The sequence below is a fragment of the Streptomyces sp. NPDC003697 genome, from assembly GCF_053587115.1.
The window spans coordinates 22,613-43,885 of sequence record NZ_JBSFNN010000025.1 but is presented as its reverse complement, the minus strand read 5'-3'; the positions used below and the strand labels follow the sequence as shown (position 1 = coordinate 43,885).

The window sequence follows — 21,273 nt, the reverse complement described above, 5'->3', positions numbered from 1 at the left end:
GGAGACGCCGCGACGGTCAGCCGTTGGTGAGCACGACTTTCAAGGCGCCGGTCTCGGCGCTGCGGGTGAAGAGGTCGTAGCCCTTCATCGTCTCGTCGAGCGGCAGCCGGTGGCTGATGAGCTGGGTCGCATCCAGCGCGCCGGTGGCGATGGAGTTCATCAGCTGGGGGATGGTCAGCCCCGACGGGATGCCGGTGGTGATGGTGACCTGCTTGGCCCACAGCTTCTCCAGATGAAGCGTGGCCGGGCCTTCGTGCACGCCGATGTTGGCGATGTGTCCGCCGGAGCGGACCAGGTCTGCGGCGAGTTCGAAGGCGTCGGGGAAGCCGACGGCCTCGATGGTGACGTCCGCGCCGTAGCCGTCGGTCAGGGCGCCGACCAGGTCGTGGACCTCGTCCTCGCCGACGGCGTGGGTGGCGCCGAGCTTGAGGGCCACCTCCCGGCGGGCGGGGGTGCGTTCCACGACGACGATGTTGCGCGGGGAGAACAGCTTGGCGGTCACCGTCGCCGACAGGCCGACCGGTCCGGCGCCGACGATGACGACGGTGTCGCCGGGACGCACCTGACCGTTGAGGACGCCGACCTCGTAGCCGGTGGCGAGGATGTCGGTGAGGAACAGCACCTGTTCGTCGGACAGGCCGTCGGGGATCTTGTAGACGGAGTTGCGGGCGAAGGGGATGCGGGCGTACTCGGCCTGGACGCCGTCGATGGTGTGGCCCAGGGCCCAGCCGCCATTGACGCACTGCCCGTACATGCCGGTGGTGCAGAAGCGGCAGTAGCCGCAGGCGCTGACACAGGCGGCCAGGATCCGGTCGCCGGGCCGGACGTTCGTCACCGACGAGCCGACCTCCTCGACCACGCCGGTGGCCTCGTGGCCCAGGACCGTGCCCGGCTTCACCGTCGGCACGCCCCCCTTGATGATGTGCGAGTCGCTACCGCAGATCGTGGTGTGGGTGACGCGCATGAGGAGGTCGGTGTCCTCGGCCAGCGTCGGCATCGCGTGGTCCCGGTACTCGATCCTGCCCGGTCCGTCGTAGACGAGTGCCTTCATGTCCAACTCCTTTGTTGAATGGTGGTGCAGTGGTGCCGGGCGTCAGATGCCGGGCCCGTAGAGGCCGAAGCGCAGGTCGGGATCGCCTGGGGTCCAGGTGCCTGCGACCTGGGAGCGGTGTCCCATCCCTGCGACACGGTCGATCAGTTGGTTGCCCAGCTGCAGCTGGGCCGGCTCCCAGCGCTTGAGGGCGGTGGGGATGTCGTCGGTGAACGTGCGCAGGTGCTCGTAGAGGGTCCAGGCGTCGTCGGCGGCCTTGGCCGTGCCGGCGGCAGCGTGAGGGCGGGCGGCGAAAGCGGCGTCACCGATGATCGCCACCCGCCCCTCCGCCATCGCGGGGATGCGCGTGTCGAAGACGACCTGGAGATAAGGCTGTGCGGTGCGCACGACTGTCTCGGCCGCTGCCGGGGCCAGGTGTTCGGCGGCTGCCGACTTCATCTCGTCGACGAAGCGCTGCTGCACCTGCCCGGGATGGACGGAGACCGGGCACTCGAAGCCACGCAGGTCCGTGGTGAGCTCGTCCAGCTCCGGGCCCGCCGGGACGTTGCGGTACCAGACGTAGTTGAGCAGCCGTTGCCCCTCCTCGATGCCGCCGTCCAGACCGGGGATGGGGTAGAGCACGATGTGGGTGTTGCGGGCCACGCTGTACGTCAGCGCCTCACCCAGCAGTTGCCGCGTCTCCTGGCTCACCGCGCCCTCCGGCACGGTGCCGCGCCAGCCGACGTATCCGGAGTACTCGCGTTGCAGGTCCGGGAAGAGCCGCTTGCGGGCGGTGGAGGTGATGCCGTCCGCGAAGACCACCAGGTCGGCGGTCTCAGTCCGGCCCGAGACGAACCGCAGCGTCACGCTGTCGGCGTCCTGGTCGAAACCGGCGCAGAACTCGCCGAGGTGGTAGTGGTCCGTGCCGAAGTCGTCGAGCAGCGCGCGGTAGATCGTCCCCCAGGAGGAGTAGCGCCATTCGACCGGGTCCTCGTGCAGTACCTCGTTGTGCCGGCCCAGGTAGCGCACCTGGCGCGTCACCGTGCTCAGCTCCTCTATGCGGCGGGCGCTGCGTTCGCCGAACCACTTCATGGTAGTGGGCTGAAGGACGATCCCGCCGCCGCGGTTCTCCAGAAGTGCTGGTGTGCGCTCGTAGATGTCGACCGTGAAGCCCAACTCGCGCAGCAGCAGCGCGGTGGTCAGTCCTCCGATGGAGCCGCCGACCACTGCGGCACGCAGTCCCTTGTAGCTGTCCACCATGGATTCCTCTCGCCCAGGGGGTGGTGGACGCCATCGTGGCTCTGTAGGTACGCGTTAGCCTCTGTGTAGAATCACAGCGATTTCGTCAGAACATGGAGCTCTGCACAGCCATAGAGGGCTCCTGGAGCGAGTCGAGGAGGGCCGATGGGTTTTTCACCCTCTGCTCCGCCGGATCTGCTGCGCTGGATGAGCGCCATCGATGACCTGGCCATCGCGGTCAACGAGCAGCGCGACCTGCCGGGCCTCCTCGGGCAGATCGCCCGCACGGCCTGCGACCTGCTCGGCTACGAGAGCGCGGCCGTGCTGCTGGTGGACGACGATCGCGTCGCCCTGCGGATCGAAGGATGCTGGGGCCTGACCGACGGCTACGTGCGGCTGGTGAACGAAGAGTCCCCGCTGTTGCTGACGCCCGGGGGAACCGTCGTGGGCAGCCCGTCCCGTCGGGCCTTCGTCGACGGCACACCGGTGATCGTCGAGGACATCGCCCGGGACCCCTCCTACGGCCCGTGGGCGAAGGCCGCCCAGGAGCACGGACACCACTCCATGGCCGCGGTCCCGCTGCGCAACCAAGGCGAGAGGGTCGGCACGCTCAACGTCTACGGCAGCGATCCGCGCCATCTCGGGCCCGGCGGACTGGAGCTGCTGCAGGTCCTCGCCAGCCACGCCGGCATCGCCCTGGAGACGAGCGCACAGCTGGAGCGCGACCGCCGCCGCCTGCGCGAGCTCAGCTGTCTGAACGAACTGCTGCGACAGCATGCGGCCATCCATGACCGCTTCATCGGCGTCGCCCGCCGCGGTGGCGGTCTCAGCGACGTTGCAGCAGCCCTGGCCGACATCACGGACCGCGCGGTGGCCGTTCAGGACGTCTCAGGCCAGATTCTGGCCAGTGTGCCCCGAGCCGGGGTGTCGGTGCGGCCGCCGGACTGGCTGTCCTGGTCCCGGCACGGGGCCGCCGGTGCCCGTTCACTGCTCGACCAGGTCGCACAGGCGTCACCGGTGCTCTCGGACGGGGCTTTCCCCGGCCTGGTGGCGGGACCGGTACGGGTGGGAGAGGAGATGCTGGGCGTGCTCTGGCTGGCCGGGGAGGGCGAGGACGACGACCTGCGCTTGCGTGCCATCGAGCAGGCCGCCGTGGTGCTGGGCTTGGAGATGTTGCGCCGCCGGGCCGTGGTCGACGCCCAGTGGCAGATGAAAGGGGACCTCGTCTCGGAGCTGGCGAGCGGCACACTCGCCGACCCGGCCGCCCTCATCGCCCGCGGTGACCGCCTCGGCAGCGACCTGCGCCTCCCACAGCGGGTGCTGGCCGTTCGCCATGAGCAGCCCGGCGAAGTGGTCAGCGCCCAACTGCTGCGCCTGGTGCAGTCGCTCGTGCTGTCCCGGCAGCGCCCCAAGCCGCTGCTGGCCCTGCGCGACGGGGCTATCGTGATTGTCGCACCCGCCACGGACCCCAACGACGGGGAAGAACTCGCCCGGCACATCCGCACCGTCGCCTCCCAGGCTCTGGAGGGCGGCGTACGCGTCGCCATCAGCGAGACGTGCCTCGCGCCGGAGCAGCTGCCTGGGGCGTTTCGCCAGGTCCACGGCCTATTGCGGCTCCTTCGGTACTCCCCCGGCGAGGACGTCCTCACGGTGGCGTCGGCTGGCATGATCGGCATGCTGCTCGCGGACATCGAGCCCCGGCGCATGGGCGTCCTCGCCGAGCGCTGGATCGGCCCCCTGCGGGACTACGACCGGCGCCGGGGCGCCGACCTCGTCGCCACCCTGCGCGCCTACCTCGATCACGACCTCAACACGGGCGCCACCGCAGAGGCCCTGTTCATCCACCCCAACACCGTCGGCCTGCGCGTGAAACGTATCGAGTCGCTTTTGTCCGTCTCGCTGACTCGCGTCACCGACATCACCACGCTGCGCGCGGCCCTCGCGATCGACGACATCGTCCGCACCCCTGACCTGTACAGATAGACAGGAATTTATTCGAAGACTGTGTGGCCGCACACGCACTCCCGGCGCGCGCGGCCCTGACCATGTCCTCACCCAGCAACGACGCGGGGAGGACTCATGCACGACCCACAGCACGCGGTGGTGACCGTGGCCACCGCGGCATCCCAATCCCCACCACAAGCCGCCGCCCCGCCAGCCGGTCAGGCGCGACGAGCGGGCGCGACCCTGCTCATCGTGGCAGCGCTCTCGCTGGCCACCTGGTGGCTCTTCATCGACCCCCGGTGGGCGGTCTTGGACGTCTACGGCAACCCGGCGAACGCCGTGATCTTCTGGACTCTCTTCGCCATCGTCTGTCTCGCCTTCAACCTGGAACTGAAGGGCTTCGACCGGCTCGCCCAGCCCTTGCGCGGCCTCGCCTTCGCTGCCGTCACGATCGGCGTCGGCATCGGTATCACAGGCCTGCTCGCCCTCGCCTGGAGTGCGGTCGACCCGAGCTTCGCCCCCGACCGGGTCGGCGGCGCCGGCTACTTCACGGGCGCCATCTTCGTGCTCTTCGTCTTCGTGACCAACGTGCCCGCCGCGACCGTCCTCGAGCACCGCCCATGGAAGACCCTCGGCCTTGGCCAACCCTGGGCGGGCATAGCCGAGATCGCCGTCGCGACAGTGACGAGTCTCCTGCTCTACGCGGTCTTCGCCCTTCCCGTGCTCGCCAGTTGGAGCGGTGTCAAGGACGCCCCGCTGACCGCAAACGAGGTCATCGGCCTCTTCTACTCGATCGTGGTCTCCGTCATCGCCACCGGCAACCTGACCGACAACTGGCCCTGGAACACAGTGCGGAGCAAGGGCCGCTGGTTCCTGTTCACCGCACTGGGCAACGTCGTGCTGGGTACGTGCCTGTACTTCGCCCTGTCAGGGGCGACCCGGATCCTGCTGGGCAGCGCAGTCCGGGCCACCCTGGGAACAGACGGACTGAACGTCTTCCCCGCCCAACTCGGCGTGTGCTGGGTCTTCTGGATGATCTTCTGGCCGAACTGTGCGGGGAACTGGCCTCAGCACCTGACACCGGCGAAGAACCGCACCGCGCGGGTTCTCACCACCCTGGCACTCGCAGTCATCACGTTCACTCTGTACTACCACGTCATCGCCCCCCACGTGCTCCACGAACCCGCCCTCGCTCCCGGCATCGCCGGCAACGCACTCGGCTTCATCGACCTGGCCATCGTCTGGCTCCTCCTCTTCGCCATCGGGGGAGACTCCTGGCCGCTGTCCCGAACCAACCGCACCCCCTGACACCGGAGAACCAATCCTCATGGGCGACAGCCACACCGACCCCCAGATCCGTGTCGTGCACCACGACCAGCTCGACGGCAACACCCCCCAGACCCCCGGCCTCATCCGTCAGGTTGCCTTCGACGGGCGCAACCCGGCAGCGACGCACCTCTCCGCCTTCCGCAGCACCGTCAAACCCGGCGCCGCCACCGGCGCCCACCACCACGGCGACCAGGAAACCGTCCTGTACGTCATCAGCGGCACCGCCCGCTACCGATGGGGCGACAAGCTGGAGAACGTGGCCGAGGCCGGCCCCGGAGACTTCGTGTTCATTCCCGCTCACATCATCCACCAGGAGATCAACGCCTCCCCCGAGTTCGAGACGGTCTGGGCCGTGGTCCGCTCCGGCATCGACCCAATCGTCGTGAACTTGCCCGAACTCGACGAGTACACCGAACCCGCAGCCGTGGACTACACCCACCCCTGAGGGCGGCACGGCCAGGCGACGTTGAGCAGCGACAGACGCTCGCCTGTATGCACTGTTCGGCATGACTGAAAAGGCCGCGCAGACCGGCCACGAGGTCGAGGACGGCCGTGGCCGGTCACATGCTGGAGTGGGCCAGCCCATCGAAACCTCGATGGGCTGGCTGCGCACTGTCATTGCGTCAGCCCGGAACACCACCCTCGCTTCCTCGGGGCGAGGTACGGTCCTGTCATGTCCCGATCAGCCGATATTGCCCTCTCCCAGCCCTCCGTCACCGCGGACGACCTCGACCTTGTCGTACAACTCGCTGTGGCAGTCCTTCGCGGGGCGCCCCCAGCCGCGTGGGAAGGAAAGGCCGGTTCGCTGGAATGGGACTGCTGGGAAACCGTCGAGCACCTCAGTGACGACCTCTTCGCCTACGCTGCGCAACTTGGCCCCAAAACACCGCCCTTGGATCGCGAGGTGCCCTTTGTATGGGAGAGCCGACGGCCCGGCGGCCCAGCAAACGCGATTCATGCGAACCGCGAGACGGGGCCCGCCGGCCTGCTGCAGGTCCTGGAAGCGAGCGGCGCGCTGCTGGTCGCCATGGTGCGCACGACGCCTCCGCAGACCCGCGCCCACCACGTCTTCGGCGTCTCGGACCCCGAAGGCTTCGCCGCGATGGGGATCGTGGAGACCCTGGTGCACACGCATGACCTTGCACAAGGGCTCGGTCTCGCATGGAGCCCGCCTGCCGATCTGTGTGCTCGGGTGCTCGCCCGACTGTTTCCGGATGCACCGTCGCCCACGGACCCTTGGCTCACCCTCTTGTGGGCCACCGGACGCGCCGAACTACCCGGACACCCTCGACTCACCACATGGCGCTGGGACGGCACACCCCGGCCCTGACTCATGCAGTGCTCAGCGGCGGGGAGAACGTGAGCAAGATCACTTCCACCTTGTGGGAGATGGAAAACGCCTTCCGTGGCTGACGGCGCAGTGGACACACTGCTGATCCAGGGGTGCCCGTGATCTGTTTCGGTCTCTGACCGCGCTGGGCTGCGCCCTGGAGAACACAAGAAGGCCCGTGCCATCCCTGTCACGTTCGCAGGGAGCACGGGCCTTTTGTGCTTCATGGGGTCAGGTTGCCCAGGTCGCGCGGGCACCTTGGCCTAGGTTGGGGATATTGGCGGTAGTCACCGGGACAGCCGGGTGCCGCATGGCTGTGATGGGGACGGCCCGCGGGATCCGGATGAGCTCCGCCGAGTCGTCGCCGGGGTAGAAGTGCAGGTATCGCCAGCCGTGGACGCGGTCCCTGCATGCGGCGGCGGTCTCGTGGTGATGCGCTCGGTCCGGTGCTGGTGTCGGCCGCCTTGAGGACGCGCGGGAGATGGACGTGGAGGTGCTCGACAACGACCTGGCGGCCGCGGGCGCGCAGTTCGCGGGCCAGGAGTTCGGTGAGTCCGGCTGCCCTTTTCGGGACTACGAGCTCGTCCTTGGCTGTACTTCGTGTAGGGCCCAGGCGGCTTCGCGGTTTCGCCCGCCTTTGCCGGTGCCGGGCTGCAACGTCTTCATTGGTGGTCGCGCAGGAAGGTAGGAATCTCTTCGCTGGTCGGGGAGTTCGGCAGGCGTGCTGGCTTGTCCTCAAGGAACGCGGTGATGACGGCGGCGGCTCGGTCGTTGTTGTCGTCGAGGCCGTTCCACATGTGGTGTCCGACTCCGGGCATGTACTGCGTGCGCTGGATGGCGGGGTCGTTGGCAAGGACGGTGGTCTCCCATTGACGGACCTGGGAGGAGCACTCGGCGATCATCAGCATCGCGGGGGTCCGGGAGCGCCTCAGTTGCGGGGCGATGGAGGGTGAGTCCTTGACCGTCTGCTGGATGCGGAGGCTGGCGGCGGGACTGAAGGAGAAGTTCTGTGCGGTGTCCTCGGCGGGGATGCGGTGCGCGTCGCGCGCGCAGTAGGCGGATGCGGTGTCGCTGCCGAGGTCTGCGGCGGTGAAGGCGTTGTCGCCTTCGGCCTGTCCGATCAGTCCGGTGTCGGGGGTGAGGAGTCCGAGTCGCATGAAGCCGAATGCCACGGCGTACCGGGGGACGTGCGTCGATCGCGGTCCGGTCGGGGCCGGCGCGAGGCCGCGTGCGGATTTTCGGCCCTTGTGTCCGGTGATGTGTGCGGTGGGGCCGTCCATGGGGCCGGGCTCGGCGATGATCGCCCGGTGCAGGCGTGCGGCGACGCGCGGGTCGGCCAGGGCTCGGGTGAGCACGGCCCCGCCTGAGGAGAATCCGAGGATGTCAGCCTTGCCTTCGTTCAGGCGGTCGATGAAGGCGGCGAGGTCGCTGACTGACCTGGAGATCGTGTACTGGCCCATGGGGAGCAGGTCGCTTCGTCCGCCGCCGGCCTGTTCGTAGGCGTAGACGTCGTAGCCTTGGCGGGCCAGGAGTTGCAGGAACCGGTGGTCGAGCACCGAGATGCCACGGACCGGTCCGCCGTTGAGGTACACGAGCGGGTTGGGATGCCGGGGGCTGGGGTGCGCGGGCGGGTAGTGGTACACCGCGACCCGGCTGCCCGTGGTCAGGCTCCAGTGCTGCGTGGTCACGAAGGCTAGGTCGGGCGGGTACCGCCGGGCCGTCGGCACGGTCGGGATGCAGACCGACGCAGTCAATGCTGCCGCGACAGCGACCGGCAGGAACGGCGCGAGCCGCGCTGGCCAAGTGCGGCGCCGGCCCCGCCACGTCGCGAGGACGGCCCCGACTCCAAGGGTCGGCAACCATGCGGCAAGCCCCGAGCCTGCCCCGTCTGTGAGGGCGATCAGTGCGAGAAAAACGACGACCAGCATCGCGACGGCGGCCAGGGCCAGCAGTAAGCGTCCGGTGAAGCGGACAAGACGTATGGCGGACTTGGGCATAGCGGACCTCCGACAGTTTCAGAACACCGTTTCAGAACGACGTTATCAAAACGAGGTAGGCTGCTGGCCGTGGGTAGGCCGAGAACAAACGACGAGGCCGTCAAAGAACGGCTTGTAGAGTGCGCGACCGAGATGCTCGCCACCCGTCCGCGGGAGTCGCTCACGGTCCGCGCCGTGGCCGCTGCTGCCGAGGCGTCGACGACGGCGGTGTATTCCTTGTTCGGCGGTAAGGACGGGCTGATCGGTACGGTGCGCGACAGAGCCGTCGCTGGCCTGTTCCAGGACCTGTCGGCGGCGCAGACCTCCGCGGACCCTCTCGCCGACCTCTACGCGCTGGCCGTCGCCTACCGTCGTTGGGGGCGCGGACACAGCCACCTGTACACGGTGCTGTTCGGTGGTGTGCAGTCCTTCGATCCGTCGGGGGAGATCGGTGCCAGTGACCCGATCCTTCCGCTCCTCGCGGCGATCGATCGCGCGTTGGCGGCGTCCGTCCTCGTCGGCGAGGCAACGTCGATCGCCCTGTCGATCTGGGCCACCCTGCACGGGCTGGTGACTCTCGAACTGGCCGGGGCCCTCGACGCCGCCACGGCCGAGGCCGCATTCCGATCGGCGATTCACGCCACGTTGCGCGGGTGGGCGACCCCGGCGGTGTTCCGCAGTCTTCGCCAGGCCGAACTCGCTCATTGACAGGGTCAGGGCTGGTTATCCAGGCCTTCCCTCAGGCGGGTGTGGGCGATCTCGTTGCTGTGATGTGAGCCAGGGCGGTCGGGGCGCCGGTGCTCGATTGTGCGCTGGGGCTGTGGTGGAGTCAGCCCAGGACTCCGGTGAGGGCGCGGGCCAGTACGGTGGCGAACCGGTCGTGGGAGGTTCGTTCGGGCTGGGCGGCGAGCATTGCGGAGATGCGAGGGTGGGTGCCGGCGGTGGCCACGTGACGCAGGTAGGAGGACTGGCGCTGGGCACCGGGGGCCGATGCAGCCAGTTCATTCTGGACGAATAGCGCGGTCAGTGCGTTCAGTACGGCGAATGCCTCGAGTTTGTGGGCGGGCTCGGCCGGGTGGTCGGCGAGTACGTCTAGTAGGTGCTCAAGCAGGTCGATCCCGTGCGGGCCGAGGGTAGGACGCGTGACGACCAGGACCGGCAGCCAGGGGTGGCGTCGCATGATCTGTCGGGCCTGGTGACCGATCTCCAGAAGGTCCGCCTGCCAGTCGCCGCTCGGGGCGGGCAGGCGGTATTCGCCGGCGGTGCTGTCGATCATCAGGTCGAGCAGGTCGTCGCGGGTGGCCACATAGCGGTAGAGCGAGGCGGCGCCGGTACCCAGGGCCGCGGCGAGGCGGCGCATGGAGACGGCATCCAGGCCCTCCCGGTCGGCCAGTTCCACTGCGGCGGCGGTGATTTCGGCGCGGCTGCGCTCGGCCGGGCGTCCGACCGGTGCCTGTTCCGGCCGCAACCAGATCACCGCTTCTTGCTGTCCTGCCACTGTCGCCTCCCGCGTTGCCGCCACTCTACATTTCTGAGTACGGTGTTCGCGAACGACGTTTGCAATCGACTGGGAGTCGGCATGCCGCGCTTCGCGTACAACGACGAAATCCAGATCGCCTTTGAAGACCTCGGCGGGGCGGGCGGCGACCCGCTGCTGCTGGTGACGGGACTGGGAACCTCGCGGTTTTGGTGGCCGGACGGGCTGGTGGACGAACTTGTCCACCGCGGCTTCCACGTTGTGGCCTACGACCACCGCGACGCCGGCCAGTCCACGCACCTGCCCGACCGGCGTGAGCGCCCGCCGGTCGCAGCCCTACTGCGTTACGCGCCCCCGGCCTACAGCGCCGAGGACCTGACCGACGACGCGGTCGCCGTTCTCGACGCGCTCGGTTGGGAGCGCGCCCACCTCTTCGGCCACTCCATGGGCGGGCTCGTGGCGCAGCGCATCGCGATCCGCCATCCACAACGCGTGCACACTCTCACCACGTCCTCGGCCGTGCCCAGCGACGTCAAGGGACTGCGTGTCCTGCGCTACCTGCGCTTGGCACCTCTGGCCCGCTTCGCCAGGTTGCATTCCCCCGAGACCCCGCAGGGCAACCTGGCCCTGGCCCTGGCCGTAGCCCGCATCTTGGCCGCACCCGGCCAACACATCGACGAGTACGACGTGCGTGCGTTCGTGGACAAAGAGGCCGCGCACCAGGTCGCCAGCTTCCGCGACCAGAAGGCACAGAGCCGCCAGATCGGTGCGAAGTGGCACGGCGGCCCGCTGGCGAGGATCACCACACCGTCCCTGGTGCTGCACGGATTGCGAGACCCGCTGCTGTGTGTGTCTGCCGCACGCGACATCGCCGGTGCCGTCCCCGGGGCCCGCCTGCGCGTCCTGCCAGGCGTCGGACACTTCCTGGTCGGCGACGTCTGGGCCGATTACGCCGACGAACTGCGGGCGCTCGCCGACCACGTCCACGACCAGCCACCCACCCTCTGTGAAGACTGAAGATCACGCGGTGGCCGCGGGTCACATAGACCCTGCCCGCTGGCAGGAGGCGTTCGAGGTCATGTACGGGCATGGGCGGCTCGTGCTCGTTCGCTGGGGGACTGCCGGCAGCGAGGCGTTGGATGCGCCAGGTGACGGTCCTGGCGGTGGAGCGGGCGTCGTCCAGGGTGCGCTGCCGTGCGGCGTGCTGGACCATCTCGTCCACCCCGCCCAGACGCCGCTGACGCTTCTTGACCAACTGCGGCTCGAACGACCCGGCTCGGTCCCGCGGCGCCGCGATCTCGACCGGCCTCGACTCAGTGATCACCGTCTTGGGCCGGTGCCCGTTGCGGTAGTTCTCCCGGCCGCCCTCGGCCCGCTCACCGGGCTCGTGCCCCAGCTGATCGGTGAGTTCGCCCTCCAGCGCGGACTCCAGCACCGCTTCGTCAACTGCTGCAGCAGGCCGCCCTCCCCGGTGAGCCTCACCCCACCGGCCTGGGCCCGGGCCACCAGCTCGGCGACCAGCCCGTCATCCACGGCGCGCCCGCCCCACTCACAACGGCCTTCCCGGCCTCGGGGTCACTCGCCACGTCAGTCATCAACTGTCGCTTCCGGCTCGGGAGTTACACCGCTCACCGTACAGACCCGCGTCCGGCGCTGGCGTCGCCGCGGCCGTACTTGGGGGAGGAGGAGCGGTCCGGAAAGGTGGCTACGTCCGGCCAGCCAGTGCGACAGGGCTTGCTGTGGCTCTCGGAGATCAAAGACCGCGGATCATGTCTGCCCCCCTCTGGATAGCGGTCCTCGCGGGCGAATGCCCGCACGATCGGCACGAGGGAGGCATGGGCCTGCTGCAGGAAGACATCGAGGAAGACCTCGATCATCGCGGGAGAGGGGCGTTTGCCGCACTGGGCGGCTCCGAAGAGGAGTCCGCCCGTGCGGGTGCGGGCCAGCCGCTGGAGGATGCCCATTTCCAGCAGCGGGACCTGCAGCCGGTTGTACGATCCGCCCCTGTGTGGTGTCAGGCCGGGTCGAAGCGAGCCGACGGCGCACACTATGCATCTCAACGGACTGCGGTGCGCCGAGGATTGGGCGGATTGACTCAGATGCAGCTGTTCAACCGGATGTGGCTGGTTGGTGGTTGCCGGTGGGGAAGGAACTCCGTGTCGTTGGGGGAGGGACGGGCTGTGGTACCCGTCCCCGGTACGACAGGAGGAGCCAGCAGAGGTCGCAGGCACCGAAGGCCGCGTCCCAGGCCGGTGGAGAGGGGCTGATGGCGGAGGCGTCTGCGCTGGACTGCCCCGGCAGATCACGGGCATCTGCTGAGCGGGAACCAAGATACCGCGCGGGTACCGGGCCGAGTCGACACTGAGGAAGGGGAGGGCAGTTGCCCATCCGGATCGCTTGTGGCTCAGCGCTCGTCGCCACTGTGCTGTCCTTCGCGGTCGTTCCGGCGTCCGCCGTCGGCGACGGAGCGCGCGCCAACCGCTCCTGTGGCGATATGCGGCTGACGGGCTCACTGCCCGCGCCGCCCGCGGGCATGGCCGTACAACAGGAGGTCTCGATCGGCGCCGACTGCAGGCCACGACCTGGTGAGGTGCGGCTGATGCCGCTCGGCCGGGCCGAGGGTACCGCCGCACGGGCTGGGACCAAAGACACCGAGAGCGGCCGGCACAGGCTCTCCAGTTGGAACGAAATGTACGACTGCTGCAACATCCGTATGACCGGCCTGTACTTGACGTCGCACTGGACCACCGGCGGCGGTGTCGTGAGCGCGGCCACCGAGGCCACCCAGCAGTGGAACCGGGAGCCGTGGGACGCGGGCTGGTCGCGGACGTCGGCCACCGAAAGCGTCGACTGCGCCACTGGCTGTTCCGTCTACCGCAGCGAGGCACACGCGGACTTCACCTACCGGGGCATCTTCGACGCGACCGGGACCTGGTACGCCAACACCCACCACTCGTACGTCGACATCAAGGCCGTGGGCACCGCCTCCTGCCACTTCGAGGTGGATCTGCGTCACACCTTCGTGGGCTGGAACTGGCGGCGCGGCTGCGCCTGACGGTCCCCCGGGGCCGCCGGAACGCTGCGCACCGAACAACGATCTGTCAACCGCGCTGTCACCCGTCGACGCGCCCACGCCGTCGCGTAGCCAGTGAGCGGGCGATCATCACTTCGCTTGGCAGCGAACCACCGTCACGGCATCCGCTACGTCAACCACCCCGGCGCGGCCACCGCCGCCGACTTCACGCCCGCCCATCTCCAGACGGCCGCCCAGCCCGGCCTGACCCTCCCGCCGATCCTGATCACCGGTGACGTCGAGGACGCCCAAAAGCTCGCCGCCGAGCACGGGGCCGTGATCTACAAGCCGTTCCGCGGCCTGCCGCCGGCGAAGACGGGCACACCGGCGCGACCTGGGCCCAGCGCGTCGTCCCCGACGCCTTCGACGAGTCCTTGGCGGTGACCGCCCACCTGTTCCAGGCGCAGATCCCCAAGACCGGCGTCGTGCGCGTCACCGTGGTCGGCTGTCGCGTCTTCGCCCAGCGGATCGCGGCGCCGGACGGTGCCCTCGACTGGCGCTGCGGCGACTGGGACGCCCTGGTCCACGCCCCCATCGCCGTGCCGGCGCCCATCGAGGCGGTGCTGCACCGCTACCTGGAGGCGATCGGCCTGGTCTTCTCCCGATGTACGGCAGCGCTCCACTTCGGCCGTTTCTCTGTCGGCGCGTAGACACGGACCGCTCTGAATGGAACGCTCCCTACAGACACGCGGACCTTAGTTCTCCCGCTCTGCCGGTTCTTCTTCCGCTCGTCGGTCGGCGCCGCCGCTCCCAGCGCAACCACGCGCCGTTGTCCGCACGAGCCGCGCATCCCCACCAGTGCCCAGTTCCCGCAGCCACCGATTCCTCGTACGCCCAGATTCCTCGCCGGGAGGAGTTCACCGCATGAGAGTCCGAGTCACCCCTGCGACACTCGCCGCCACCGTCCTCGCCATCACGGCGCCACTCGCCGCCACCGCTAACGCCACCGCGGCCCCGGCCGCCGGCCCAGCGGAGTTCGTCGTGGACACCACCTCCGACGCGGTGGACGCCGACCCGTCGGACGGCCGGTGCCGCACCGCGTCGGGCGCGTGCAGCCTGCGTGCCGCCGCGATGGCCGCCAACGCCCGGCCGGGCAGTACGATCACACTGCCCCCCGGACATTACCGGCTCACGATCCCGCCCGACCCCCGGCTGATCATCGGCGACCATCCCGACCCGACCACGGGGGACCTGAACGTCGACGCACCCACCACGATCCAGGGCGCCGGCGCGCGGAGCACCATCATCGACGCCAACCACCTGGACCGGGTCTTCCGCCTGCGGGCGGACACCCGCATGTCCGATGTGACGATCACCGGGGGAAGGGCCAAGCAGCGCGAACTGCCTTTCACCGACACCGGTGGCGGTGGCATCGCCAACGCTGGACACCTGACGCTGCGTCGGGTCGCCGTGACCGGCAACTCCGCCGGCTACGGCGGCGGCGTCTTCAACATCCCGGACTCCCACCTGGATCTCGTCGACAGCACGGTCAGCCAGAACGCCGCCGGAGAGGCCGGCGGCATCAGATTCGACGACAGCGGCACCGTGACGAACTCGACGATCGCCGACAACCGCGTGCGGAACCCCGGCGACCGCCCCGGCAGCCTCGGCGGCTACGGCGGAGGCATCGACATCCGCGGCCTGGGAGCCGTGCAGATCCTCAACTCGACCATCACGAGGAACAGTTCCAGCGACGGCGGAGGCGGAATCAACATTGCGCCGGCCTACCTGGACAGCCTGCCCGCGCCCATCCCCGACATCGTCGATCTGCCACTGGGGCGCATGACCCTGCGCAACTCCGTCGTCGCGGGCAACACCGTCGACGGCGCGACCGCCGACTGCGAGAAGGCCTTCGCCACCATCACGTCGCTGGGCCACAACATCGACGGCGACGGCAGCTGCCGACTCTCGGCCGCAGGCGATCTGCCCAGTCGTGACCCGCTGGTCGGACCGCTGGCGAACCATGGCGGCCCCACGGACACCGTGGCGCTGCTGCCGGGCAGTCCCGCCCTGGACGCGGCCGAGGGCTGCCCGGCCACCGATCAGCGCGGCGTCACTCGCCCGCAGGGCGCCACCTGTGACATCGGCGCATACGAGCACACGCCATGACCCCCCAACCCCGACACCTGGAGCGAAGGATGAGAGCCCCGAGCCTGCGCCCCACTTTGGCCCGCGCCACAGCCGCCGTCGCTGCCCTGCTGCTGTCACTGACCGTTCCTCCGCCCACTGCCCGCGCCGCTTCCGCCCCCGACTCCGTGGTCGTGCGTACCGACCGCGGCTGGGTGCGGGGCGCGGCCGTCCACGACGGCGGGCGGGTCTTCCAGGGGATCCCGTTCGCCGCCCCGCCGACCGGTGAGCTGCGCTGGCGTCCGCCGCGCCCCGCGCCGCGATGGTCAGGCGTACGGAACGCCACCGCACCGGCCCACCCATGCCCCCAGTCACCGCTGACGCTGCTCCCCGACGGCGGCCCCGTCCTGCCCGGCGAGTCCAACCGCACGGGCAGCACCGTGGAGGACTGCCTGTACCTCAATGTCCGGACACCCGCCCGCACCGGCAACCGCCCCCTTCCGGTCCTGGTGTGGCTGCACGGAGGAGGCAATGTCCACGGCGCGGGCAGCGACTACGACGGCACCGCCCTGGCCGCGCGGGGTGTGGTCGTGGTGACCGTCAACTACCGCCTCGGGGCACTGGGGTTCCTGGCCCACCCCGCCCTGTCGGCCGAGAGCCCGGACCACGCCTCGGGCGACTACGGCCTGATGGACCAACAGGCCGCCCTGCGCTGGGTGCGGCGCAACATCGGTGCCTTCGGTGGCGACCGGCACCGGGTGACGCTCGGCGGCCAGTCCGCCGGATCGGCGGACACCTGCCTCCACGTCGCCTCGCCGACCGCGAAAGGCCTGTTCCACCGGGCGATCCAGCAGAGCGGAGCCTGCGCCGCGGACGGCGGTCTGACACCCCTCCCGCTCGACGCGGGCGAGCGAAAGGGAAGCGGCTTCGCGGCCTCGGTCGGCTGCACCGACCCGACGACCGCGGCGGGCTGCCTGCGTGCCCTGCCCACCACTGAGCTCGTCCGCGCCACCGGGACAGGGGCCGCCTCCCTGTGGGCCCCGAACACCGGCCCCCGTGTCCTGCCCCGCCCTCCGCACACGGCGTGGGCCGAGGGACGAGTGAACGCGGTCCCGACGCTGAGCGGCAACACTCATGACGAATACCGCTACTTCACCGCGCTGTACGTGGATCTGCTCGGCGGCGGCCCTCTGACCCCCGCCTCGTACGCCGACCTCGTCCGGCTCCAGCACGGCAACCGCGCAGCCGCGGTCCTGGACACCTACCCGGTCTCGGCCTATCCGTCCGCCAACCTGGCGTACTCCGCCATCGGCACCGACCAGCGGTTCGCCTGCCCGGCACGGGCCGACAACCGGCTGTACGGCAGCCGGGCGCCCGTCTACGCCTACGAGTTCCACGACGCCCAGGCACCGCCGTTCATCCCGGCACCGCACACGCCGCAGGGTGCCTTCCACGCCTCCGAACTCGCCTATCTGTTCCCCATGGACTCGGTGGCGCCCCTGACGCCCGCCCAGCGGCGGCTGTCCGCCACGATGACCGCCTATTGGGCCCGCTTCGCGGCCACCGGCGACCCCAACGCGCCCGGGACTGAGCCCTGGCCGCGCTACACGGCCGACGGGGACCACATCCAGGTGCTGGCCCCGGACCGGGTAGGACCCACCACCGGGTTCGCCGCCGACCACCACTGCGCGTTCTGGCAGCCCGCTTCCGTTCCCGGAGGAGCCGTGCGATGACATCGACACTCGCCCTGATCCGGGAGGGGCGCCGGACGCTGCGGCAGGGCCCGGACGCCCTGGCGCACCGGCAGCGCGAACGGCTGGCCGCGATGATCGACTTCGCCCGCACCCACTCCCCGTACTACCGCGAGCTGTACCGGACGCTACCCGAACGCGTTGAGGATTCCGCCCTGCTGCCGGTCACGCGCAAGCAGAACCTGATGGCGCGTTTCGACGACTGGGTCACCGATCCCGAGGTGACCATCGACCGCGTACGGGCCTTCGTCGCGGATCCCCGGCGGGCCGGCGAGCGCTTCCTGGGCCGATACCTGGTCACCACCACCTCCGGAACGACCGGCCACCGGGGCCTGTTCCTGCTCGACGACCGCGCGGCGGCGGTGGTCAGGGCCCTGTCGCTGCGGGCCGCCCGGCGAACCCTCACGCCCGTGGTGACGGCCCGGTTGCTCGCCCGCCGCATGCGGGCGGCGCACATCGTGGCCATCGGCGGCCATCTGGCCGCGTACACCGTCATCGTCCGCTCCCGCGCGGCCGGTCGGCTGCCCGCCCGGGGCAGCCGGGTGCTGTCGGTGCACAGCCCGCTGCCCGAGCTGGTGGACCAGCTGAACCAGTACCGCCCGGTGTTCCTGGCCGGCTACGCCACTGTGATCGCGCTGCTCGCCGGCGAGCAGCTGGCCGGTCGGCTGCGCATCGCCCCGGCCGCGGTGTCACTGCTGGCCGAGGGCGTCAGTGACCACGACCACCGCAGGATCCGCTCTGCCTTCGGGTCGCACCTGGTCGACACCTACGGCTGCAACGAGAGCCTCGCCCTGGCCTACGGCTGCCCGTCGGGATGGCTCCACGTCCACAGCGACTGGCTGATCCTGGAGCCCGTCGGCCCCGACCTCCGCCCCACCCCGCCGGGCCAGGAGTCCTTCACCGTGCTCCTGACCAGCTTGTGCCGATGGGCACAGCCGATCCTGCGCTACGACCTCGGCGACAGCGTTCTGCTGCGTCCTGACCCGTGCCCGTGCGGAGACCCGCTCCCCGCGATCAGAGTACGCGGCCGCGCGGCCGACGTGCTGTCTTTCCCACGCCGGGGCGGCGGCACCGTGCACATCGTGCCGATGGCCTTCGAGACCCTCCTGGAAAGCATCCCGGGCATCGACCTGTTCCAGATCGTCCAGACGGCGCCCACTTGCGTCCGCGTGCGGATCCTGTCCGCCGCCGCAGTCGATCGGGAGCGGCTGTGGACGGCGGTGCGAAAGGAGATGGTCGCCCTGCTCACCGCTCACGGCGCGGGCCAGGTGAGCGTCGAACGCGCCCACGAGCCACCCGAGCAGTCTGCGGGCGGCAAGTACCGGGTCGTCATTCCCTGGCCGTGACGCCCGGCGACGGGGCGTCCTCGCCAGGGACGCCCCGCATCGGAACGCCGTGGCGGGCCGCCAGCGCCAGCAACGCCACGCGCAGTGGTCCGGTGTCCAGGACGGTGTCCGGCTCGAACCAACGGGCCACGGCGGTTCCGCTCGCCATCCTCAGGGTGAAGCGCGCCAACTCGTCCGCCGCCTCGGGGCGGTCACGCAGCGCGAAGACGGAGCTCACCGAATCCCGGGCCCAGGTCACCAGCGCGTCGCGGTAGTGACGCACCTCGGCCACGGCCGCGGCACTGGCGTCCTGCCGCACCATGCCCAGCCCCAACAGCAGCTTCACACCACGCGGGTGGCGCTGGAAGGCGTCCCCGACCCCCATGAGAAAGGTGTCCAGACGCTGCGCGACGTCGGCGCCCGGCACCTCGGCCGGAGGCAGAGCCGCCAGTAGCGCGGTCCTGGCGCGCTCCAGCACGGCGACGTAGATCCCCTCCTTGCTGCCGAAGTGCCAGTAGATCGAGCTGACCGGCAGACCGCACGCGGCGGAGATCATCGAGATGGACGTGGCGGCGTAGCCGTGGCGCGACATCAGGTCGGTGGCGGTGTCGAGTATCGCGTCACGGGACCGCGCGCCGCGGTCCTGGGCCGGTGCCTCCGTCATACGGCGACTCTAGAGGAAGCACAGGCAGTACCCCGCGCAGGCAAGAAGCCGGTCGCTGAGCGGTCGGGCCTGTGGCCGGTCATTCCGCCCGCGTGCGTGAGGGATTCTTGGCATCTGCATCATGGGAGCAGGACCAGGACGCCGTTCGTCGCGGATTGGATACCGCTCGTCGACTGCGACGCCCCGCTCATCGACTGCGGCGCTCCTTGGTGATTGACGCTGAACAGGCGTGGTCGTGAAGCTCGAATGCCAACCATCCGTGCAGCAAGGAGGAAAGCATGGACGATTCACGTGATGTGACTGCCGTGACCCGGGCGCGGCTGGGTCGGCGGACCTTCCTCGGCGGAGTCGGCGCCGCCGCTCTTGGCGCCGCTGGCCTGGGAGGCATCAACCTGTTCACCGGCGCCGCCGTGAGTCCGGCGGTGGCCGCGACTGCGGTGCCGGAGGCGGACAGGGACCCGCTCAACCTGCTCCAGCGGATGCTGTCCTACGACACACAGAACCACGGCGAAGGCGCCAACACGCGCCCGCACGCGGAGATGCTCAAGGCGGTGTGGGAGAACGCCGGGGTGCCCGCACAGATCATCGACACTCCGCAGCCGAACAACGTGCACCTGATCGCGCGGATCCCCGGGACCAGCTCCGCCGCGCCGCTGCTGATGCTTGGCCATTCCGACGTGGTGCCGGTCGAACGGGAGAACTGGTCCGTCGATCCGTTCTCCGGCACGGTGCGGGGCGGGGAGGTGTATGGCCGCGGCGCCCTCGACATGAAGGGTGCGAACTCGGCGACGATCAGCGCTCTGCTGCGGCACATCTCCGAGGGGTCCCGGTTTGAGCGCGACATCATCGTGCTCACCGACTGCGACGAGGAGGCCGGTTCGTTCGGGTCGCGGTGGCTGGCGACCAACCACTGGGACAAGGTGGACGCCGGCATGGTCCTCACTGAGGGCGGCTGGTTCCTGGCGCAGAAGGACAAGACCACCCCGATGCTGATCACCGCCACCCGGCAGGACAAGGTCTACTTCAACCTGGACCTGACCGCCGACGGCACCGCCACGCACTCCTCCAAGCCCAACCCCGACGCCGCGATCGTGACGCTGTCCCGGGCGGTCGCTGAACTGGGCAGTTGGCTCGCGCCGGTGCACCTCACCGCGGTGACACGCGAGTACTTCGCGGCGCTGGCGAAGGCAACCGACGACGCGGAGTTCGCCCGCGCCATCAAGCTCATGCTCTCCGCGCGCAGCCAGAACGCACGGGAACGAGCCGCGCGCGTCGTGGTATCGAAGTCCTCCTACCCGTGGCTGCACCAGGCCCTGCTTCGGACCACGCATGCGTTCGTCATCGAGGACTCCGGCTACAAGGAGAACGTGATCCCGTCCTCGGCGCATGTCCGGATCAACTGCCGTGGCATCCCCGGCGGGCAGAAGCCCCGCGACTTCCTTGCCCAGGTCCGCGAGATGACGGCCCGCCGCGGCATCAAAGTGGCGCTCGCCGCCCCAGCCGGCAAGACCGAGGAGCAGTACCTCGACGAACTCGACAAGACCTGGGCGACGCCGCCGGCCGACATCGACACTCCACTGTTCCGCGCTCTGGCAGGCGCCGCCGGCGAGACCTACCCCGGCACGGTCTTCGCACCGGCCCTGTTCGAAGCAGGCACCAGCCTGGCGCCGTGGCGCGAGCGCGGCATCCCCGGATACGGCGTTTACCCGTACGTACTCGACAACGACCAGCTCATCACAATGCACGGAAACAACGAACGGATCTACGTCGAGGCGCTGCGGCAGGGGACCGCGTTCATGTACCGGATGTTCTCCCGCTTCCTCAGCTGACAGGTCGATACCCAGCAGGCATGCGCCTGCGATCGAAAGGGAAAGGACGCCGAGATTGCCGCACTGCGCAAGCAGGTCCGCCAGCTGGAGATGGAACGCGACATCCTGCGCCGGGCGGCCAAGTACTGCGCGGGAGAGACCAGTTGGTGAGCCGCTTCCTGTTCGCCGCCGACCACCGTGACGCCGTGCTGCGCACCGTCAGCCCCTGGCAGCGTGTGCAAGGGCCAACCTGTTTCGGG

At 69.7% G+C, this 21,273-nt stretch carries 19 protein-coding genes and 1 pseudogene; 13 read left to right on the top strand and 7 right to left on the bottom strand.

The genetic code is table 11. From position 1 onward, the window contains the following. Positions 1-16: 16 nt before the first annotated feature. Both ACWDNY_RS13275 and ACWDNY_RS13270 read right to left on the bottom strand, forming a co-directional pair. Positions 17-1,051 (bottom strand): alcohol dehydrogenase catalytic domain-containing protein, encoded by a 1,035-nt coding sequence (locus ACWDNY_RS13275; protein ID WP_451645848.1) that lies wholly within the window; start codon positions 1,049-1,051, stop codon positions 17-19. A 42-nt stretch (positions 1,052-1,093) separates the two neighbouring features. Beyond that, positions 1,094-2,290, bottom strand: a complete 1,197-nt coding sequence (locus ACWDNY_RS13270; RefSeq protein WP_451645847.1) for an FAD binding domain-containing protein — start codon at positions 2,288-2,290, stop codon at positions 1,094-1,096. A 186-nt stretch (positions 2,291-2,476) separates the two neighbouring features. Here ACWDNY_RS13270 and ACWDNY_RS13265 point away from each other — a divergent pair, with 186 nt between their 5' ends. The 4 genes from ACWDNY_RS13265 to ACWDNY_RS13250 all read left to right on the top strand — a co-directional run bounded on the left by ACWDNY_RS13265 (position 2,477) and on the right by ACWDNY_RS13250 (position 6,872). Further along, positions 2,477-4,252 carry a GAF domain-containing protein gene (locus ACWDNY_RS13265; RefSeq protein ID WP_451645846.1) on the top strand — a complete coding sequence of 592 codons (1,776 nt, stop codon included), beginning with the start codon at positions 2,477-2,479 and terminating at the stop codon, positions 4,250-4,252. A gap of 213 nt (positions 4,253-4,465) precedes the next feature. Next, positions 4,466-5,521: a hypothetical protein gene (locus ACWDNY_RS13260; protein WP_451645845.1), complete on the top strand. Its 1,056-nt coding sequence runs from the start codon at positions 4,466-4,468 to the stop codon at positions 5,519-5,521. Positions 5,522-5,540: 19 nt separating this feature from the next. After that, entirely contained in the window at positions 5,541-5,987 is a 447-nt protein-coding gene (locus tag ACWDNY_RS13255; protein WP_451645844.1) for a cupin domain-containing protein, read from the top strand. A 228-nt stretch (positions 5,988-6,215) separates the two neighbouring features. Next, positions 6,216-6,872: a maleylpyruvate isomerase N-terminal domain-containing protein gene (locus ACWDNY_RS13250; RefSeq protein ID WP_451645843.1), complete on the top strand. Its 657-nt coding sequence runs from the start codon at positions 6,216-6,218 to the stop codon at positions 6,870-6,872. Positions 6,873-7,534: 662 nt separating this feature from the next. Here ACWDNY_RS13250 and ACWDNY_RS13245 read toward each other — a convergent pair. Continuing rightward, complete coding sequence (locus tag ACWDNY_RS13245; protein ID WP_451645842.1) at positions 7,535-8,869, bottom strand: alpha/beta hydrolase; 1,335 nt, start codon at positions 8,867-8,869, stop codon at positions 7,535-7,537. A 69-nt stretch (positions 8,870-8,938) separates the two neighbouring features. On the opposite strand from ACWDNY_RS13245, the gene ACWDNY_RS13240 reads away from it, so the two are divergent. Continuing rightward, positions 8,939-9,556, top strand: coding sequence for a TetR/AcrR family transcriptional regulator (locus ACWDNY_RS13240; protein WP_451645841.1), 618 nt, complete (start codon positions 8,939-8,941; stop codon positions 9,554-9,556). A 121-nt stretch (positions 9,557-9,677) separates the two neighbouring features. On the opposite strand, the gene ACWDNY_RS13235 is transcribed toward ACWDNY_RS13240, so the two are convergent. Beyond that, positions 9,678-10,346, bottom strand: coding sequence for a TetR/AcrR family transcriptional regulator C-terminal domain-containing protein (locus ACWDNY_RS13235; RefSeq protein ID WP_451645840.1), 669 nt, complete (start codon positions 10,344-10,346; stop codon positions 9,678-9,680). 81 nt (positions 10,347-10,427) lie between these two features. On the opposite strand from ACWDNY_RS13235, the gene ACWDNY_RS13230 reads away from it, so the two are divergent. Beyond that, positions 10,428-11,342, top strand: coding sequence for an alpha/beta fold hydrolase (locus ACWDNY_RS13230; RefSeq protein ID WP_451645839.1), 915 nt, complete (start codon positions 10,428-10,430; stop codon positions 11,340-11,342). 190 nt (positions 11,343-11,532) lie between these two features. Here ACWDNY_RS13230 and ACWDNY_RS13225 read toward each other — a convergent pair. Both ACWDNY_RS13225 and ACWDNY_RS13220 read right to left on the bottom strand, forming a co-directional pair. Beyond that, positions 11,533-11,920 (bottom strand): annotated as a pseudogene (locus tag ACWDNY_RS13225) (transposase); the annotation flags it as partial. Between the two features lie 33 nt (positions 11,921-11,953). Continuing rightward, complete coding sequence (locus ACWDNY_RS13220) at positions 11,954-12,289, bottom strand: hypothetical protein (RefSeq protein ID WP_451645838.1); 336 nt, start codon at positions 12,287-12,289, stop codon at positions 11,954-11,956. Between the two features lie 416 nt (positions 12,290-12,705). Between ACWDNY_RS13220 and ACWDNY_RS13215 the strand changes: the two genes are divergently transcribed. The 6 genes from ACWDNY_RS13215 (at position 12,706) to ACWDNY_RS13190 (ending at position 18,562) form a co-directional block, all read left to right on the top strand. Then, complete coding sequence (locus ACWDNY_RS13215) at positions 12,706-13,380, top strand: hypothetical protein (protein WP_451645837.1); 675 nt, start codon at positions 12,706-12,708, stop codon at positions 13,378-13,380. A 117-nt stretch (positions 13,381-13,497) separates the two neighbouring features. Continuing rightward, positions 13,498-13,782: a hypothetical protein gene (locus tag ACWDNY_RS13210; protein ID WP_451645836.1), complete on the top strand. Its 285-nt coding sequence runs from the start codon at positions 13,498-13,500 to the stop codon at positions 13,780-13,782. Beyond that, positions 13,779-14,048: a hypothetical protein gene (locus ACWDNY_RS13205; protein WP_451645835.1), complete on the top strand. Its 270-nt coding sequence runs from the start codon at positions 13,779-13,781 to the stop codon at positions 14,046-14,048. The genes ACWDNY_RS13210 and ACWDNY_RS13205 overlap by 4 nt, the downstream gene beginning before the upstream one ends. 214 nt (positions 14,049-14,262) lie before the next feature. After that, positions 14,263-15,507, top strand: a complete 1,245-nt coding sequence (locus ACWDNY_RS13200; RefSeq protein ID WP_451645834.1) for a choice-of-anchor Q domain-containing protein — start codon at positions 14,263-14,265, stop codon at positions 15,505-15,507. A 29-nt stretch (positions 15,508-15,536) separates the two neighbouring features. Further along, positions 15,537-17,198, top strand: coding sequence for a carboxylesterase/lipase family protein (locus tag ACWDNY_RS13195; RefSeq protein ID WP_451645833.1), 1,662 nt, complete (start codon positions 15,537-15,539; stop codon positions 17,196-17,198). Next, entirely contained in the window at positions 17,195-18,562 is a 1,368-nt protein-coding gene (locus ACWDNY_RS13190) for a phenylacetate--CoA ligase family protein (RefSeq protein WP_451645832.1), read from the top strand. Before ACWDNY_RS13195 ends, ACWDNY_RS13190 begins: the two co-directional genes overlap by 4 nt. Here the strand turns inward: ACWDNY_RS13190 and ACWDNY_RS13185 are convergent. Continuing rightward, positions 18,546-19,205 carry a TetR/AcrR family transcriptional regulator gene (locus ACWDNY_RS13185; RefSeq protein WP_451645831.1) on the bottom strand — a complete coding sequence of 220 codons (660 nt, stop codon included), beginning with the start codon at positions 19,203-19,205 and terminating at the stop codon, positions 18,546-18,548. The genes ACWDNY_RS13190 and ACWDNY_RS13185 overlap by 17 nt on opposite strands. Before the next feature lie 278 nt (positions 19,206-19,483). Between ACWDNY_RS13185 and ACWDNY_RS13180 the strand changes: the two genes are divergently transcribed. Beyond that, a complete protein-coding gene (locus tag ACWDNY_RS13180; RefSeq protein WP_451645830.1) occupies positions 19,484-21,034 on the top strand; it encodes a M20/M25/M40 family metallo-hydrolase in 1,551 nt (516 codons plus the stop codon). The last annotated feature ends 239 nt before the right edge of the window (positions 21,035-21,273 follow it).

Excerpts from the sequence above, each read along its gene's own strand:
- ACWDNY_RS13275 (WP_451645848.1), bottom strand. The coding sequence starts at position 1,051 with ATGAAGGCACTCGTCTACGACGGACCGGGCAGGATCGAGTACCGGGAC.
- ACWDNY_RS13270 (WP_451645847.1), bottom strand. The coding sequence starts at position 2,290 with ATGGTGGACAGCTACAAGGGACTGCGTGCCGCAGTGGTCGGCGGCTCC.
- ACWDNY_RS13265 (WP_451645846.1), top strand. The coding sequence starts at position 2,477 with ATGAGCGCCATCGATGACCTGGCCATCGCGGTCAACGAGCAGCGCGAC.
- ACWDNY_RS13255 (WP_451645844.1), top strand. The coding sequence starts at position 5,541 with ATGGGCGACAGCCACACCGACCCCCAGATCCGTGTCGTGCACCACGAC.
- ACWDNY_RS13250 (WP_451645843.1), top strand. The coding sequence starts at position 6,216 with ATGTCCCGATCAGCCGATATTGCCCTCTCCCAGCCCTCCGTCACCGCG.
- ACWDNY_RS13245 (WP_451645842.1), bottom strand. The coding sequence starts at position 8,869 with ATGCCCAAGTCCGCCATACGTCTTGTCCGCTTCACCGGACGCTTACTG.
- ACWDNY_RS13230 (WP_451645839.1), top strand. The coding sequence starts at position 10,428 with ATGCCGCGCTTCGCGTACAACGACGAAATCCAGATCGCCTTTGAAGAC.
- ACWDNY_RS13220 (WP_451645838.1), bottom strand. The coding sequence starts at position 12,289 with ATGGGCATCCTCCAGCGGCTGGCCCGCACCCGCACGGGCGGACTCCTC.
- ACWDNY_RS13200 (WP_451645834.1), top strand. The coding sequence starts at position 14,263 with ATGAGAGTCCGAGTCACCCCTGCGACACTCGCCGCCACCGTCCTCGCC.
- ACWDNY_RS13195 (WP_451645833.1), top strand. The coding sequence starts at position 15,537 with ATGAGAGCCCCGAGCCTGCGCCCCACTTTGGCCCGCGCCACAGCCGCC.
- ACWDNY_RS13190 (WP_451645832.1), top strand. The coding sequence starts at position 17,195 with ATGACATCGACACTCGCCCTGATCCGGGAGGGGCGCCGGACGCTGCGG.
- ACWDNY_RS13185 (WP_451645831.1), bottom strand. The coding sequence starts at position 19,205 with ATGACGGAGGCACCGGCCCAGGACCGCGGCGCGCGGTCCCGTGACGCG.
- ACWDNY_RS13180 (WP_451645830.1), top strand. The coding sequence starts at position 19,484 with ATGGACGATTCACGTGATGTGACTGCCGTGACCCGGGCGCGGCTGGGT.